This window comes from Enterobacter sp. kpr-6, assembly GCF_900116015.1.
Lineage (GTDB): Bacteria > Pseudomonadota > Gammaproteobacteria > Enterobacterales > Enterobacteriaceae > Enterobacter_D.
On record NZ_FOYH01000009.1, the window covers coordinates 45,102 to 59,617 of the forward strand.

Here is a 14,516-nt window from a genome sequence, read left to right on the forward strand (position 1 = left end):
CGGTAACTCCATTCACTATGGCAGGAAATAAACCCTTCAACAAACAGACTGAACCTCGCGACTTCCAGGTCGAAGGGATGAAAGTCCCCCCGCACTCGATTGAAGCGGAACAGTCGGTGTTGGGCGGTTTAATGCTGGATAACGAACGCTGGGACGACGTTGCAGAACGCGTCGTGGCGGAAGATTTCTACACCCGTCCGCACCGTCATATTTTTACAGAGATGCACCGTCTTCAGGAGATGAGTAAACCCATCGACCTGATCACGCTGGCGGAATCGCTGGAACAGCAAGGCCAGCTCGACAGCGTTGGCGGCTTTGCGTATCTGGCAGAATTATCGAAAAACACGCCAAGTGCGGCGAACATCAGCGCTTATGCCGACATCGTGCGTGAACGCGCGGTAGTGCGTGAGATGATCTCAGTGGCGAATGAAATCGCCACCGCCGGTTTTGATCCGCAGGGGCGCAGCAGCGAAGATCTGCTCGACCTCGCCGAGTCGCGGGTTTTCCAGATTGCTGAAAACCGCGCCAATAAAGACGAAGGGCCGAAAAGCATCGACCAGATCCTTGAGGCGACCGTCGCGCGTATCGAACAGCTTTTCCAGCATCCGCACGACGGCGTAACGGGCGTCGATACCGGCTATCAGGATCTGAATAAAAAAACCGCAGGGCTGCAACGCTCGGATTTGATCATCGTCGCGGCACGTCCGTCGATGGGTAAAACCACATTTGCGATGAACCTCTGCGAAAACGCGGCGATGTTGCAGGAAAAACCGGTGCTGATTTTCAGTCTGGAGATGCCCGCCGAACAGATCATGATGCGTATGCTGGCGTCGCTGTCGCGCGTCGATCAGACCCGCATCCGTACCGGGCAACTGGACGACGAGGACTGGGCGCGTATTTCCGGCACCATGGGCATTCTGCTTGAAAAGCGCAACATGTACATCGATGACTCCTCCGGCCTGACGCCGACGGAAGTGCGCTCCCGCGCGCGCCGCATTTTCCGCGAGCACGACGGCCTGAGCATGATCATGATCGACTACCTGCAACTGATGCGCGTGCCGTCGCTCTCCGATAACCGAACGCTGGAAATCGCAGAGATCTCCCGCTCGCTGAAAGCGCTGGCGAAAGAGCTTCAGGTGCCGGTGGTGGCGCTGTCGCAGCTTAACCGCTCGCTGGAACAACGCGCCGATAAACGCCCGGTCAACTCCGACCTGCGTGAATCCGGCTCCATCGAGCAGGATGCCGACTTAATCATGTTCATCTACCGTGATGAGGTTTATCACGAGAACAGCGATCTGAAAGGCATTGCGGAAATCATTATTGGTAAGCAGCGTAACGGCCCGATCGGTACGGTACGCCTGACGTTTAACGGGCAATGGTCGCGCTTTGATAATTACGCGGGACCACAATATGACGACGAGTAAATCCCCGTCATCCTTCGCGCCGCAGGTGCGTTGACTACGCCCGTTCACCCCGGTCACTTAGTTCACTAAGCTCCCGGGGATTCACGGACTTGTCGCCTTCCTGCAACACGAATGATTTAGGGGATTCTTAACTAAGGAAATTTAATGCAAGCGGCAACTGTTGTGATTAACCGCCGCGCTCTGCGACACAATCTGCAACGTCTGCGCGAACTGGCTCCTGCCAGCCGCCTGGTGGCAGTCGTGAAAGCGAACGCTTACGGACACGGTCTTCTGGAGACCGCGCGAACGCTCCCTGATGCCGACGCGTTTGGCGTCGCCCGTCTCGAAGAGGCCCTCCGCCTGCGTGCCGGGGGCATCACTCAGCCGGTTTTGCTGCTTGAAGGCTTTTTTGACGCCAGCGATCTGCCGACGATTGCCGCAGAGCATCTGCATACCGCCGTGCACAATAATGAACAGCTTGAAGCCCTTGAAGCCGCGGAACTCAGCGAACCGGTGACGGTGTGGATGAAGCTCGACACCGGTATGCACCGCCTCGGCGTGCGCCCGGAAGAGGCGAATGCGTTTTACCAGCGCCTGTCTGCCTGCAAAAACGTGCGCCAGCCGGTCAATATCGTCAGCCATTTTGCCCGCGCGGATGAACCTGAATGCGGAGCCACCGAGCGCCAGCTTGATATCTTCAACAGCTTTTGCGAAGGCAAACCCGGCCAGCGTTCCATCGCCGCGTCCGGAGGCATTCTGTTGTGGCCGCAGGCGCATTTCGACTGGGTACGACCGGGCATTATCCTTTACGGCGTTTCCCCACTGGATCAGAAACCCTGGGGCGCGGATTTCGGTTTCCAGCCGGTGATGTCGCTGACGTCGAATCTTATCGCCGTGCGCGAGCACAAAGCAGGGGAACCGGTCGGCTACGGCGGTACCTGGATCAGCGAACGCGACACCCGCCTCGGCGTGGTGGCGATGGGTTACGGCGACGGCTACCCGCGTGTGGCTCCGTCCGGTACGCCCGTGCTGGTGAACGGCCGCGAAGTGCCGATTGTCGGGCGGGTGGCGATGGACATGATCTGCGTCGATTTAGGCCCGTTGGCAGAGGACAAAGCGGGTGACCCGGTGATCCTCTGGGGTGAAGGCTTACCTGTAGAGCGAATCGCTCAGGCGACAAATGTAAGTGCTTACGAACTTATTACCCGTCTGACGTCCAGGGTGGCGATGAAATACGTGGAGTGAGTTTCCCCTCACCCTAACCCTCTCCCAGTGGGAGAGGGGACAGAATGTGCAAGAACTCGATTTTCCCCTCACCCTAACCCTCTCCCAATGGGAGAGGGGACAGATCGAGTGCGGACTCGCTTTTCCCCCTCTCCCCAGGGGAGAGGGCCGGGGTGAGGGGTCACCCTTCTGACCTTTCCCTCGATCTTCCCCCACTTCCGGTTTATTGTATTTCTCTCGCACCGTAAACCTGGAGAACCACCGCGTGTTTCAGAAAGTTGACGCCTATGCTGGCGACCCCATCCTTTCGCTGATGGAGCGTTTTAAAGAAGATCCCCGTAGCGACAAAGTGAACCTCAGCATTGGGCTGTATTACAACGAGGACGGCATTATTCCTAAGCTCGCGGCCGTTGCCGAAGCGGAAGCGCGCCTCAATGCCCAGCCGCACGGTGCTTCACTTTATCTGCCGATGGAAGGTCTTAACCAGTACCGCAACACCATCGCACCGCTGCTGTTTGGGGCCGATCATCCGGTACTGACAGAAAAACGTGTGGCGACTATCCAGACGCTTGGCGGTTCCGGTGCGCTGAAAGTCGGGGCCGATTTCCTTAAACGTTACTTCCCGGATTCCGGCGTCTGGGTGAGCGATCCCACCTGGGAGAACCACGTCGCCATTTTCGAGGGCGCGGGTTTTAACGTGGAAACCTACCCGTGGTACGACGCTGACACTAACGGCGTGCGCTTTGATGCCTTCCTCGAAAAACTCAGTGCACTGCCAGCGCAAAGCGTCGTGCTGCTGCATCCCTGCTGCCATAACCCGACCGGGGCCGATCTGACGCATGCGCAGTGGGATGCCACGGTAGAGGTGCTGAAAGCGCGTAACCTGATCCCGTTCCTCGACATCGCCTATCAGGGCTTTGGCGTGGGCATGGAAGACGACGCTTACGCTATCCGCGCGATTGCCAGCGCAGGCTTACCGGCGCTGGTCAGCAACTCGTTCTCTAAAATCTTCTCCCTGTACGGCGAGCGCGTGGGCGGGTTGTCGGTGGTCTGTGAAGATGCAGAGAGCGCCAGTCGCGTGCTCGGTCAGCTCAAAGCCACCGTGCGTCGCAACTACTCCAGCCCGCCAAACTTTGGCGCGCAACTGGTGGCGACGGTACTGGGTGATAATGCGCTCAAAGCCAGCTGGCTGGCCGAAGTGGAAGCGATGCGTGTGCGCATTCTGGCGATGCGTCAGGAGCTGGTCAACGTGCTGAAAGAGGCGATGCCGGGGCATAATTTTGATTATCTGCTCAAGCAGCGCGGCATGTTCAGCTACACCGGGTTGAGTGCCGCACAGGTAGAAAGACTGCGCGAAGAGTTCGGCGTTTATCTGATTTCCAGCGGCCGTATGTGCGTGGCGGGGCTGAACAGCCGCAATGTGCACCGCGTGGCGCAGGCATTTGCTGCGGTTATGTGAGTACTTACTTGCATGGGTTTCCCCTCACCCTAACCCTCTCCCACGGGGAGAGGGGACAGATCGCGTGCGGACCCGCCTTTCTCCCTCTCCATGAGGGAGAGGGCCGGGGTGAGGGTAATCCCGCTTTTCACATCAGAAAATTCTTCCTTTCCCCCGCCATGAACGTTAAGGTCAGATAACTTTTTGACCAACCGCTCATCTTCAAATGATAACGAGCTGAAAATTTAGGGAAAAATATGCGCAAAATCACCGCTGGACTCAGCGCGTTCTGCTTGTTGTTTACACTCAACGGTTCTGTCACGGCCCACGCCTCTTCACCGTCTCCGCTGACACCCGGCACCAATGTGGCGAAGCTGGCAGAGCAGGCACCAATCCACTGGGTGTCTGTCGCGCAAATCGAAAACAGCCTGCTGGGACGTGCGCCAATGGCGGTAGGGTTTGATATTGATGACACCGTGCTGTTCTCCAGCCCCGGCTTCTGGCGCGGGAAAAAAACGTACTCACCCGACAGCGAAGCGTATCTGAAGAACCCGGAATTCTGGGAAAAAATGAACAACGGGTGGGATGAGTTCAGCATTCCAAAAGAGGTGGCCAGAGCGCTGATCGCCATGCACGTGAAGCGCGGCGACACCATTTTCTTCATAACCGGTCGCAGCGAAACCAAAACCGAAACCGTTTCGAAAACGTTGCAGGACAATTTCCTGATCCCGGCCAGCAGCATGAACCTGGTGATTTTTGCCGGCGATCAGGAAGGGCAAAACAGCAAAACCCAGTGGCTGCAGGCGAAGCAAATCAAACTTTTCTACGGCGATTCGGATAACGACATCAGCGCGGCGAAAGATGTCGGCGTGCGCGGCATCCGCATTTTGCGCGCCTCCAACTCCACCTACCGTCCGCTGCCGGAAGCCGGAAAGTTTGGTGAAGAAGTAATCGTTAATTCCGAATATTAATCACGCCAACGGCAATCATAAAATTGCCGTTTTTTTACGCAAATCTGGCTGAATCCTGTCTCTTGTTGCACACTTAGAAAGATCTGACAAGGGGACAAAAATGATCAATTCGGAACTGCTGCCTTACTGCATGGGCAAACCTGGCGCGGAACAGAGCGTGCACAGCGACTGGAAAGCCACGCAAATTAAAGTCGCGGATGTGCTGTTTGCGATGGTACACGACGTGGAAAACCGACCTGCCGTTTCGCTGAAAACCAGCCCGGAACTGGCGGAATTACTGCGTAACGAGCATAGCGATGTGCGCCCCAGCGCGCGGCTTAATAAAGCCCACTGGAGCACCGTCTATCTGGATGGCTCGTTGCCGGACTCGCAGATTTACTATCTGGTGGACGCGTCGTATCAACTGGTGGTGAATTCGCTTCCCGAAGAGGCGCGAAAACAGTTGCCGCGCTGATTTACAGCGCGTGGATCAGCGTCGCTAATGACAGCGTAATCAGCTTATCAACGATATTCTGCATCCGGGTGCGGGTGGCAATCTCAGCATTGTTAAGCTGAATTTGCAGCAACGCCTTTTGCCCGGCGATCGCGACGGTGACATCCTCTTCGTCAAGCTCGCCCAGCGCTTTATCACGCAGCGCCTGCGCCATGATCCGGCAGGACTCGCGGATAAAGGCGTCGTTATCTTTCAGCCCCTCCCGAAATAATTCCAGAGACTCGCCTGCAAGGGTTTCGCCAACCTGCTGGCGGAAAGACGGACTGGAAAAAACGCTTTCAAGTTCATGAAGTACGCTCATTTTTGATCCTTATTTACAGGGGGAGCGGGGACGCAGGCATTCGCCGTAAATCGCCTGCTGCCAGGCGAGCGTGGCCTGCTGACGGAAAAGCGCCGCCTGTTTGGGCCTGAAAGGACGGTTCTGCTGCATCCGGCGTTGATACTGGCTCTGGTAAATCGTGTTGATGGCTTCCATATTTTTTAGCCGCAACGGGTCGCCCAGGCTTTCGGCAAAAAGCTGCGCCGTCCTGAATTGCAGGCGCATTTCCCGATCGTCGGACACGACTTTTTCCTCCCCTGGCAGGGCAGCGTCATCAATAAATTGCATATGCAGCGCCTGCAACATCACCAGTTGGCGATGGGCGTCGCTGTTGTAGTTGCCGGTAAAAGTACAGGCGGTGAGTAGCAGTAAAGACGCCAGCAAACAGGTTCTGGCAAAGCGAAAAATGGGCATAGTGGTTTACGAATGAAAAAGGATATCAAGGCTATACCATGCGCGTGGGGTCAGGCCTAATCAACTCGCCGGAATGATGAAAAATGGGGAAATGTGATGCGCCCCGGCGAAAATCGACGGGGCGCAGAGGCTTACTTCAGCATCGGTTTCAGGAAGCGAGCCGTGTGCGAGGCTTCGCATTCCGCGACCGTTTCAGGGGTGCCGGAGACGAGAATTTCCCCGCCGCCGCTGCCGCCCTCCGGACCGAGATCAACAATCCAGTCGGCGGTTTTAATCACGTCCAGGTTATGCTCAATCACCACAATCGTATTGCCCTGATCGCGCAACTGATGCAGCACCTGAAGTAGCTGCTGAATATCGGCAAAGTGCAGACCGGTGGTCGGTTCGTCGAGAATATAGAGCGTCTGACCGGTACCGCGTTTTGACAGCTCGCGTGCCAGTTTCACACGCTGCGCTTCACCACCAGAAAGCGTGGTCGCCGACTGGCCCAGACGAATATAGGACAGCCCCACGTCAATCAGGGTTTGCAGCTTACGCGCCAGCGCAGGCACGGCATCGAAGTATTCACGCGCTTCTTCGATGGTCATATCCAGCACTTCGTGAATGCTCTTGCCCTTGTATTTGATCTCCAGGGTTTCGCGGTTGTAGCGCTTGCCTTTGCACTGGTCGCACGGCACGTAAATGTCCGGCAGGAAGTGCATTTCAACTTTGATTACGCCATCGCCCTGACAGGCTTCGCAGCGTCCGCCGCGCACGTTAAAGCTAAAGCGCCCCGGCGTATAGCCGCGCGAACGGGATTCCGGTACGCCCGCGAACAGTTCACGTACGGGCGTAAACACGCCAGTATAGGTCGCCGGGTTAGAGCGCGGCGTGCGTCCAATCGGGCTCTGGTCGATGTCGATCACTTTATCGAAGTGCTCCAGACCGTGAACTTCACGGTACGGCGCAGGTTCGGCGATGGTGGCACCGTTAAGCTGGCGCTGAGCAATCGGGAACAGCGTATCGTTAATCAGCGTCGATTTACCTGAACCGGACACGCCGGTGATGCAGGTAAACAGGCCAACCGGCAGCGTGAGCGTGACGTCTTTCAGGTTGTTACCGCGCGCCCCGGTGAGCTTGAGCACTTTCTCCGGGTCGGCCTGAACGCGCTGTTTCGGCACTTCAATCTGCCGTTTGCCGCTCATGAACTGCCCGGTCAGCGACTCCGGCACCGCCATAATGTCTTTCAGCGTACCTTCCGCGACCACCTGGCCACCGTGCACGCCTGCGCCGGGGCCGATGTCGATCACATGATCGGCGGCGCGAATCGCGTCTTCATCGTGCTCCACCACAATCACTGTGTTACCGAGATTACGCAGGTGGATAAGCGTACCGAGCAGGCGTTCGTTATCGCGCTGGTGCAGACCGATTGACGGCTCATCCAGCACGTACATCACGCCGACCAGCCCTGCACCAATCTGGCTTGCCAGACGGATACGCTGCGCTTCACCGCCGGACAGCGTTTCCGCCGAGCGGGAAAGCGTCAGGTAGTTCAGGCCTACGTTCACCAGGAACTTCAGGCGGTCACCGATCTCTTTCAGCACTTTCTCAGCGATTTTTGCACGCTGACCGGAAAGTTTAAGATTGGTGAAGAAATCCATCGCATGACCGATGCTCATATCGGAGATGGACGGCAGCGGCGTATTTTCTACAAAGACATGACGCGCTTCACGGCGCAGACGCGTCCCGTCGCACGAGGCGCAGGGGCGATTGCTGATGAACTTCGCCAGCTCTTCGCGCACGGCACTGGATTCCGTCTCTTTGTAACGGCGCTCCATATTGTGCAGCACGCCTTCGAACGGGTGACGACGCACAGAGGTGTCACCACGGTCGTTCATGTATTTGAATTCAATGCTTTCTTTACCGGAACCCGACAGCACCACTTTATGCACGTTGGCGCTAAGGCTCGCCCACGGTGCTTCTACGTCGAATTTGTAATGCTCTGCCAGCGAGCGCAGCATCTGGAAATAATAGAAGTTACGGCGATCCCAACCGCGGATTGCGCCGCCAGCCAGCGACAGCTCCGGGTTCTGGATAATGCGGTCTGGATCGAAATATTGCTGAACGCCAAGACCGTCGCAGGTCGGGCAGGCACCCGCCGGGTTGTTGAACGAGAACATACGCGGTTCGAGTTCGTTCATGCTGTAGCCACAAATCGGGCAGGCGAAGTTAGCGGAGAAGAGCAGCTCTTCGGCTTTCGCATCGTCCATATCGGCGACGATTACCGTGCCGCCGGAAAGCTCCAGCGCGGTTTCAAACGATTCCGCCAGACGCTGGGTCAGATCGTCACGCACTTTGAAACGATCGATCACCACCTCGATAGTGTGTTTCTTTTGCAGCTCAAGTGAAGGCGGATCGGAGAGATCGCACACTTCGCCGTCGATGCGCGCACGGATATAACCCTGGCTTGCCAGGTTTTCCAGCGTTTTGGTGTGCTCGCCCTTACGCTCTTTAATGATCGGCGCAAGCAGCATCAGACGTTTGCCTTCCGGCTGCGAGAGCACGTTATCCACCATCTGGCTGACGGTTTGCGCCGCCAGAGGGACGTCATGATCCGGGCAGCGCGCTTCGCCCACGCGGGCGAACAGCAAACGCAGATAGTCGTGTATTTCGGTGATCGTGCCGACCGTCGAACGCGGGTTATGCGACGTTGACTTCTGCTCAATGGAAATTGCCGGTGACAACCCTTCGATATGATCGACATCCGGCTTTTCCATGAGCGACAGGAACTGACGCGCATAGGCGGAAAGCGATTCGACATAGCGTCGCTGCCCTTCGGCATAAAGGGTATCGAAAGCCAGCGAGGATTTACCTGAACCCGAAAGCCCGGTCACGACAATGAGTTTGTCGCGAGGGATAACGAGGTTGATGTTTTTGAGATTGTGGGTTCGCGCGCCCCGTACTTCTATCTTATCCATTCACCTTTCCCGGTAGAGATTCGGCTGCTCGGCATGTTTGAAGGACACCCAGCGGTCAGAACTGAAACGGCTAATTATGACACAATTTAACCTGATTGGATATACAGTATTATGATGCATCTTCCAGCCGGTTGTGCAAAAATGTCGCATGTTGGGCTGATTCTTTGAATCAGCTGCGCAAGGTATCTATTCGCTACTTTGAAATGGTACACTTGCGCGTTTACACTATTAAGAAACGTATTCAGGAGACACAACCATGGCCAGCAGAGGCGTAAACAAGGTGATTCTCGTCGGTAACCTGGGCCAGGACCCGGAAGTGCGCTACATGCCAAATGGTGGCGCAGTCGCCAACATTACGCTGGCTACTTCCGAATCCTGGCGTGATAAAAACACCGGCGAAACGAAAGAGCAGACTGAATGGCACCGCGTTGTGTTGTTCGGCAAACTGGCAGAAATCGCCGGTGAATATCTGCGTAAAGGTTCGCAGGTTTATATCGAAGGTTCCCTACGCACCCGTAAGTGGACCGATCAGAGCGGTCAGGAGCGCTACACCACCGAAATCAACGTTCCGCAGATTGGCGGCGTGATGCAAATGCTCGGTGGTCGTCAGGGCGGCGGTGCACCGGCAGGTGGCGGCCAGCAGCAGGGCGGTTGGGGTCAGCCTCAGCAACCGCAGGGCGGCAACCAGTTCAGCGGCGGCGCACAGTCTCGTCCGCAGCAGCAACAGCAGTCCGCTCCGGCACCGTCTAACGAACCGCCGATGGACTTTGACGACGACATTCCGTTCTAAGTTGTCGCAGTCAAAAAAAGCGCCTTTTAAAGGCGCTTTTTTTATTGCTCGCGAAAAATCAGGTAAGCACCATCGGCCATTCTGGTGGGGCATGACTGGATATTTCCACCATCACATCTTTGATGTTATTCCAGATAGTCGCCACATCAACCAGCGTGATGCCGAGCAGTCCCGTCGCGAACCAGCAGGCAGCCGCCATACCCAGACCGCTACTGATCACCGCAAGCCCGATGTAATCCGACTTGCGAAACTGAATATTCAACGTGCTCGCCATGAACATCAACACGGCGCTTAATAACTGCCAGCGAAGCAGTACCACACCAGTGGTAAGGGTAGCCATCAACCAGTCCTCAGAAAAACGTCCCTGCGAACGGGCATTAAACGCGGTGAGTTCGCAGCGGTTACACACTTAAATGAAACGAAATTTGCAGTTGCATGAGATGTGTGAACTATATCACGTTTGTTCTTTTATTCGCCAGCGTCAGTGCGCGGGATTTAAGCAATTTTTTGATCGTACAGGGCACAAGCGAGCGTTAACCTGGAAAAGCAGACAGAGTAACGAGGTGTATTTGAATATGAAAAGCGTCGTCTGACGCAGCCGGAATAGTTGAAAAAATAAACATTCTTTTCACGGGATTTTTATTCTTATGCGATTTAGCTTAATCACCGTTTCTCTCCCGGATTATCGAAAATCTTCGCTTTAAACTGGATAAATATTTACCTTAATATAAACAGGGGGAACACTTTTAGTTTGCCTTACGGACAAATATTATCTTCATAACTAAATATTAGGTTTTTAATGAGAAAAGTCAGTTGCTAATGTCGTATGATTCATGCAACGTAATCACCTGTTAATCAAAGCATCCTGCCGTCAATGCAGGCACACAAATTGCAGGGATATTGGGCGGAAATGAATCATAGCGCACGTCGCAAGGTGCTGAGAATCGTTGGGATCATCATGGTAGTTTTGCTACCTGTGATGCTGGCGCTATGGTTTGCGCACATTCAGGCAGTTAAAGAAACGGGAAGTCAGCTTCGGTCGTTTGCGCAACTGGCTTTAGATAAAACAGAAGTAGTGATCCGCGAAGTTGAAATAGCGCGCAATGAAGCGCTGAAATTCAACGGTCAAATTTGCTCGCCTGCTCACCGCCAGAATATGCTTAATGTTATTCGCGGACGATTATATGTTGCAGATTTAATCTACACCCGTGGCGATCATTTTTTATGCTCGACGTCATTAACGCTCCCCCGTCCGTATATTATTCCCGCTGCTGAATATAAACGCGCTCCCGATATTTCCATTTATTATTACCGCGACACGCCTTTTTATGAAGGTTATAAAATGGTGTATATGCAGCGCGGTAATTATACCGTGGTCGTCAATCCCCTGTCGTATAGTGAAGTGATGACAGATGACCATTCGTTGTCTTACGGCGTGTATGACACCGTTACTAAGTCATTCTTTTCCGTCAGTAATAACACCAGCGCTCACGCGTTATCAGGCCTGATCCACAATAACGATTTTAATTTTCAGCAAGACGGCCGCTTTTATACCATCGCCCGCTCCGGGAAGCGCCCTATTGCCATCATTGTCTCCACGTCGAGCGATCGTTATTTTAAGTTTCTTTATCACCAGGCGACGCTGACGCTTCCTTTAGGAATGATTTGCAGCATTATCGTGTTACTGGTCTGGTCACGAACGCGTCAGGAGTTTAACTCCCCGCGCCGTTTACTGCACCGGGCGTTATTAAAACGCCAGCTCAGACTGCATTACCAGCCCATCATTGATATCAAAACAGGACACTGCGTTGGTGCGGAAGCGCTGCTACGCTGGCCGGGTTTCGATGGCCCGGTAATGAGCCCGGCTGAATTTATTCCACTCGCAGAACAGGAAGGTTTGATTGAGCGGGTGACCGACTACGCCGTAGAAGATGTATTTACCGATTTAGGGAATTTTCTCGCCGTTAATCCACATCTGTATATCTCCATTAATCTCTCCGCCTCCGATTTTCACTCGTCCCGCTTAATTGCGCTGATTTCAGATAAAGCGCAGCAGTATTCCGTGCGCGCAGAGCAAATTAAAATTGAAGTGACCGAGCGCGGTTTTATTGATGTGCCGAAAACCACGCCGGTGATTCAGGCATTTCGTCAGGCGGGATATGAAGTAGCTATCGACGATTTTGGGACCGGCTATTCCAACCTGCATAACTTATATTCCCTCAATGTCGATATCCTGAAAATCGACAAATCCTTTATCGATACGCTGACCACCAACAGCACCAGCCATCTGATCGCCGAGCATATTATTGAAATGGCACATAGCCTGCGCCTGAAAATTATCGCGGAAGGGGTCGAAACGGCAGAGCAGGTCACCTGGCTGTTAAAACGTGGCGTCCAGTTCTGCCAGGGCTGGCATTTTGCCAAGGCCCTGCCGCCGCAGGAATTTATTACCTGGGTGCAGCGGCACGACTAGGCTGCCTTACATCTGGTGGCGGTAATCGCTGGGCGTTCTGTCGAACTCGCGGCGGAACACGCGTGAAAATGTCTGCTGCGAGACATAGCCTAAATCCATCGCGATATCAAAAATAGGCCGCTGTGTGGTGCGCAGCGCTTCTGCCGCCAGCAGTAATCGCCGCTGACGAATGTAATCCCCCAGGGTCTGATGCATCACCGTGCGGAACATCCGTTGCAGGTACCACTTCGAATAACCGGATTTTCTGGCGACCACGTCGATGTTCATCGGCTGATCGATATGTTCATCAATCCATTCAATAAGTGTCTGAATAATTTGCTGATGGGACATACATGCCTCTTTCTCAGTTCTGGATTCGTCGTTTTGTCTGCGGGCGAGTATAATTCCTCAAGTTAACTTGAGGTAAAGCGATTATGGAAAAGAAATTACCGCGTATTAAAGCGTTACTGACGCCGGGCGAAGTGGCGAAACGTAGCGGTGTTGCGGTTTCTGCTCTACACTTTTACGAGTCGAAAGGCCTGATCAAAAGCATCAGAAATAAGGGTAATCAGCGGCGTTATACGCGTGATGTGTTGCGATATGTCGCGATTATCAAAATTGCTCAACGCATCGGTATTCCGCTGGCGACTGTCGGTGACGCATTTGGCGTGTTGCCGGAAGGCCATACCTTAAGCGCAAAAGAGTGGAAACAGCTCTCATCGCAATGGCGTGAAGAACTGGACCGGCGCATTCACACGCTGGAGGCGCTCCGTGACGATCTGGATGGCTGTATCGGGTGTGGATGTCTGTCGCGAAGCGACTGCCCGTTGCGTAACCCCGGCGATGAACTGGGCGCGCAGGGCACCGGTGCCCGGTTGCTGGAAGATGACTGATTCAACGCACAAAACTAAAGCGCCACTGGGGCGCTTTAGTTTATTTCCGGTCTTTGTCTTTCTCTCTATCCCATTTTTTGGGAGGGTTTCCCCCGACATCAGCTCCCCTCAGTAAACTCAATCAGGTTGGAGGTTCCGGTTTGTGCTGACACTTTGATTGTATGACACGGCGATGACATTGCCAGTCATAAGGGTGAGTTTCTCGGCGAAATATTTTGCACAAAACCGGCGGTTTTTTGCCGCAAACGTGAAAACGGTAAGGGAGTCAATCATGATCACCATTCACCATTTAAATCAGTCCCGATCTCAGCGCGTGCTGTGGGCGCTGGAAGAGCTGGGCCTGCCTTATCATATCGAGCGCTATCAACGCGAAAAAACCATGCTGGCCCCCGAATCACTGAAGAAAGTGCATCCGCTGGGTAAATCGCCGGTACTGGAAGATGACGGGCTTATCATCGCCGAATCCGGGGCGATCCTTGAATATCTCCAGGAAACCTGGGACCCGCAGCAGACGCTCAAACCGGCGGGCAAAGAGCAGCGGCTGCAATACCGTTTCTGGCTGCACTACGCCGAAGGCTCGCTGATGCCGTTGTTGCTGATGAAACTGGTCTTTAGCAGCCTGGGTAAACCACCGGTCCCCCTCGGCTTTCGAACCCTGGGCAAAGCGCTGGGGCAGGGCGTACAAAAAGCGTGGCTTAACCAGCAACTGGAAGCGCATGCCCGTTATATGGAAGCGGAACTTGGCAATAATCCCTGGTTTGCGGGGGATGAACTGAGCATGGCCGATATCCAGATGAGTTTCCCGGTCTTCGCGCTGCTGGCCCGTGGGGGCATCGAATCGCTGCCCAACCTTAAGGCCTGGCAAAAGCGCGTGGAAATGCGTCCGGCCTGGAAACGGGCGATTGAGAAGGGCGGCCCGCTGGATATCCCCGGTGGCTGAAACATCATTAAAAATGATGAGCGCTGAAAATTGCGGCGAAAAGGCGACAAAAATGTTGCAAGGTTGCGCACCAACGATAACGTTTGCGCATCCACTGACCACTTCTTCGCCATCATAAGTGAAATTTAGTAAAAAGGCGCAAAGTTAAGTTGAAAAACCCCTGTGGAAGGCTAGATAATCGTTTGCCTTTTTTCTCAGCCGTTTTGTTTGCGCGGAGTTAAA

The 14,516-nt window shown here is 54.4% G+C and carries 14 protein-coding genes; 9 read left to right on the forward strand and 5 right to left on the reverse strand.

Features of this window, described 5'->3' with window-relative positions; translation table 11 throughout:
* The first annotated feature begins 17 nt into the window (after positions 1–17).
* The 5 genes from dnaB (at position 18) to BM373_RS17870 (ending at position 5,490) form a co-directional block, all read left to right on the forward strand.
* Entirely contained in the window at positions 18–1,424 is a 1,407-nt protein-coding gene (gene dnaB / locus BM373_RS17845) for a replicative DNA helicase (RefSeq protein ID WP_090464467.1), read from the forward strand.
* Between the two features lie 144 nt (positions 1,425–1,568).
* On the forward strand, positions 1,569–2,648 hold the full coding sequence (alr, locus tag BM373_RS17855) for an alanine racemase (protein WP_090464469.1): 1,080 nt from the start codon (positions 1,569–1,571) through the stop codon (positions 2,646–2,648).
* 244 nt (positions 2,649–2,892) lie between these two features.
* The gene (gene tyrB / locus BM373_RS17860; RefSeq protein WP_090464470.1) at positions 2,893–4,086 is read left to right on the forward strand and encodes an aromatic amino acid transaminase; all 1,194 of its coding nucleotides are present in this window, start codon (positions 2,893–2,895) and stop codon (positions 4,084–4,086) included.
* Positions 4,087–4,322: 236 nt separating this feature from the next.
* The gene (gene aphA / locus BM373_RS17865; protein ID WP_090464472.1) at positions 4,323–5,036 is read left to right on the forward strand and encodes an acid phosphatase AphA; all 714 of its coding nucleotides are present in this window, start codon (positions 4,323–4,325) and stop codon (positions 5,034–5,036) included.
* A 100-nt stretch (positions 5,037–5,136) separates the two neighbouring features.
* Entirely contained in the window at positions 5,137–5,490 is a 354-nt protein-coding gene (locus BM373_RS17870) for an MmcQ/YjbR family DNA-binding protein (RefSeq protein ID WP_090464482.1), read from the forward strand.
* 1 nt (position 5,491) lies between these two features.
* Here BM373_RS17870 and BM373_RS17875 read toward each other — a convergent pair whose 3' ends face one another.
* The 3 genes from BM373_RS17875 to uvrA all read right to left on the reverse strand — a co-directional run bounded on the left by BM373_RS17875 (position 5,492) and on the right by uvrA (position 9,219).
* Positions 5,492–5,830: a hypothetical protein gene (locus tag BM373_RS17875; protein ID WP_090464484.1), complete on the reverse strand. Its 339-nt coding sequence runs from the start codon at positions 5,828–5,830 to the stop codon at positions 5,492–5,494.
* 9 nt (positions 5,831–5,839) lie between these two features.
* Positions 5,840–6,262 carry a hypothetical protein gene (locus BM373_RS17880; RefSeq protein WP_090464487.1) on the reverse strand — a complete coding sequence of 141 codons (423 nt, stop codon included), beginning with the start codon at positions 6,260–6,262 and terminating at the stop codon, positions 5,840–5,842.
* A gap of 131 nt (positions 6,263–6,393) precedes the next feature.
* On the reverse strand, positions 6,394–9,219 hold the full coding sequence (gene uvrA, locus BM373_RS17885) for an excinuclease ABC subunit UvrA (RefSeq protein WP_090464490.1): 2,826 nt from the start codon (positions 9,217–9,219) through the stop codon (positions 6,394–6,396).
* A 256-nt stretch (positions 9,220–9,475) separates the two neighbouring features.
* Here uvrA and ssb1 point away from each other — a divergent pair, with 256 nt between their 5' ends.
* Positions 9,476–10,009 (forward strand): single-stranded DNA-binding protein SSB1, encoded by a 534-nt coding sequence (ssb1, locus tag BM373_RS17895; RefSeq protein ID WP_090464495.1) that lies wholly within the window; start codon positions 9,476–9,478, stop codon positions 10,007–10,009.
* A gap of 58 nt (positions 10,010–10,067) precedes the next feature.
* Here the strand turns inward: ssb1 and BM373_RS17900 are convergent, their stop codons facing one another.
* On the reverse strand, positions 10,068–10,349 hold the full coding sequence (locus tag BM373_RS17900; RefSeq protein WP_090464499.1) for a YjcB family protein: 282 nt from the start codon (positions 10,347–10,349) through the stop codon (positions 10,068–10,070).
* A 570-nt stretch (positions 10,350–10,919) separates the two neighbouring features.
* Here BM373_RS17900 and BM373_RS17905 point away from each other — a divergent pair.
* Complete coding sequence (locus tag BM373_RS17905) at positions 10,920–12,482, forward strand: EAL domain-containing protein (protein WP_090464502.1); 1,563 nt, start codon at positions 10,920–10,922, stop codon at positions 12,480–12,482.
* 6 nt (positions 12,483–12,488) lie between these two features.
* On the opposite strand, the gene soxS is transcribed toward BM373_RS17905, so the two are convergent.
* The gene (gene soxS / locus BM373_RS17910; protein ID WP_090464505.1) at positions 12,489–12,812 is read right to left on the reverse strand and encodes a superoxide response transcriptional regulator SoxS; all 324 of its coding nucleotides are present in this window, start codon (positions 12,810–12,812) and stop codon (positions 12,489–12,491) included.
* Positions 12,813–12,895: 83 nt separating this feature from the next.
* On the opposite strand from soxS, the gene soxR reads away from it, so the two are divergent.
* Both soxR and BM373_RS17920 read left to right on the forward strand, forming a co-directional pair.
* Positions 12,896–13,354, forward strand: coding sequence for a redox-sensitive transcriptional activator SoxR (gene soxR / locus BM373_RS17915; RefSeq protein WP_090464508.1), 459 nt, complete (start codon positions 12,896–12,898; stop codon positions 13,352–13,354).
* 271 nt (positions 13,355–13,625) lie between these two features.
* A complete protein-coding gene (locus tag BM373_RS17920) occupies positions 13,626–14,294 on the forward strand; it encodes a glutathione S-transferase family protein (RefSeq protein WP_090464512.1) in 669 nt (222 codons plus the stop codon).
* The last annotated feature ends 222 nt before the right edge of the window (positions 14,295–14,516 follow it).

Excerpts from the sequence above, each read along its gene's own strand:
- dnaB (WP_090464467.1), top strand. The coding sequence starts at position 18 with ATGGCAGGAAATAAACCCTTCAACAAACAGACTGAACCTCGCGACTTC.
- alr (WP_090464469.1), top strand. The coding sequence starts at position 1,569 with ATGCAAGCGGCAACTGTTGTGATTAACCGCCGCGCTCTGCGACACAAT.
- aphA (WP_090464472.1), top strand. The coding sequence starts at position 4,323 with ATGCGCAAAATCACCGCTGGACTCAGCGCGTTCTGCTTGTTGTTTACA.
- BM373_RS17870 (WP_090464482.1), top strand. The coding sequence starts at position 5,137 with ATGATCAATTCGGAACTGCTGCCTTACTGCATGGGCAAACCTGGCGCG.
- BM373_RS17875 (WP_090464484.1), bottom strand. The coding sequence starts at position 5,830 with ATGAGCGTACTTCATGAACTTGAAAGCGTTTTTTCCAGTCCGTCTTTC.
- BM373_RS17880 (WP_090464487.1), bottom strand. The coding sequence starts at position 6,262 with ATGCCCATTTTTCGCTTTGCCAGAACCTGTTTGCTGGCGTCTTTACTG.
- uvrA (WP_090464490.1), bottom strand. The coding sequence starts at position 9,219 with ATGGATAAGATAGAAGTACGGGGCGCGCGAACCCACAATCTCAAAAAC.
- ssb1 (WP_090464495.1), top strand. The coding sequence starts at position 9,476 with ATGGCCAGCAGAGGCGTAAACAAGGTGATTCTCGTCGGTAACCTGGGC.
- BM373_RS17900 (WP_090464499.1), bottom strand. The coding sequence starts at position 10,349 with ATGGCTACCCTTACCACTGGTGTGGTACTGCTTCGCTGGCAGTTATTA.
- BM373_RS17905 (WP_090464502.1), top strand. The coding sequence starts at position 10,920 with ATGAATCATAGCGCACGTCGCAAGGTGCTGAGAATCGTTGGGATCATC.
- soxS (WP_090464505.1), bottom strand. The coding sequence starts at position 12,812 with ATGTCCCATCAGCAAATTATTCAGACACTTATTGAATGGATTGATGAA.
- soxR (WP_090464508.1), top strand. The coding sequence starts at position 12,896 with ATGGAAAAGAAATTACCGCGTATTAAAGCGTTACTGACGCCGGGCGAA.
- BM373_RS17920 (WP_090464512.1), top strand. The coding sequence starts at position 13,626 with ATGATCACCATTCACCATTTAAATCAGTCCCGATCTCAGCGCGTGCTG.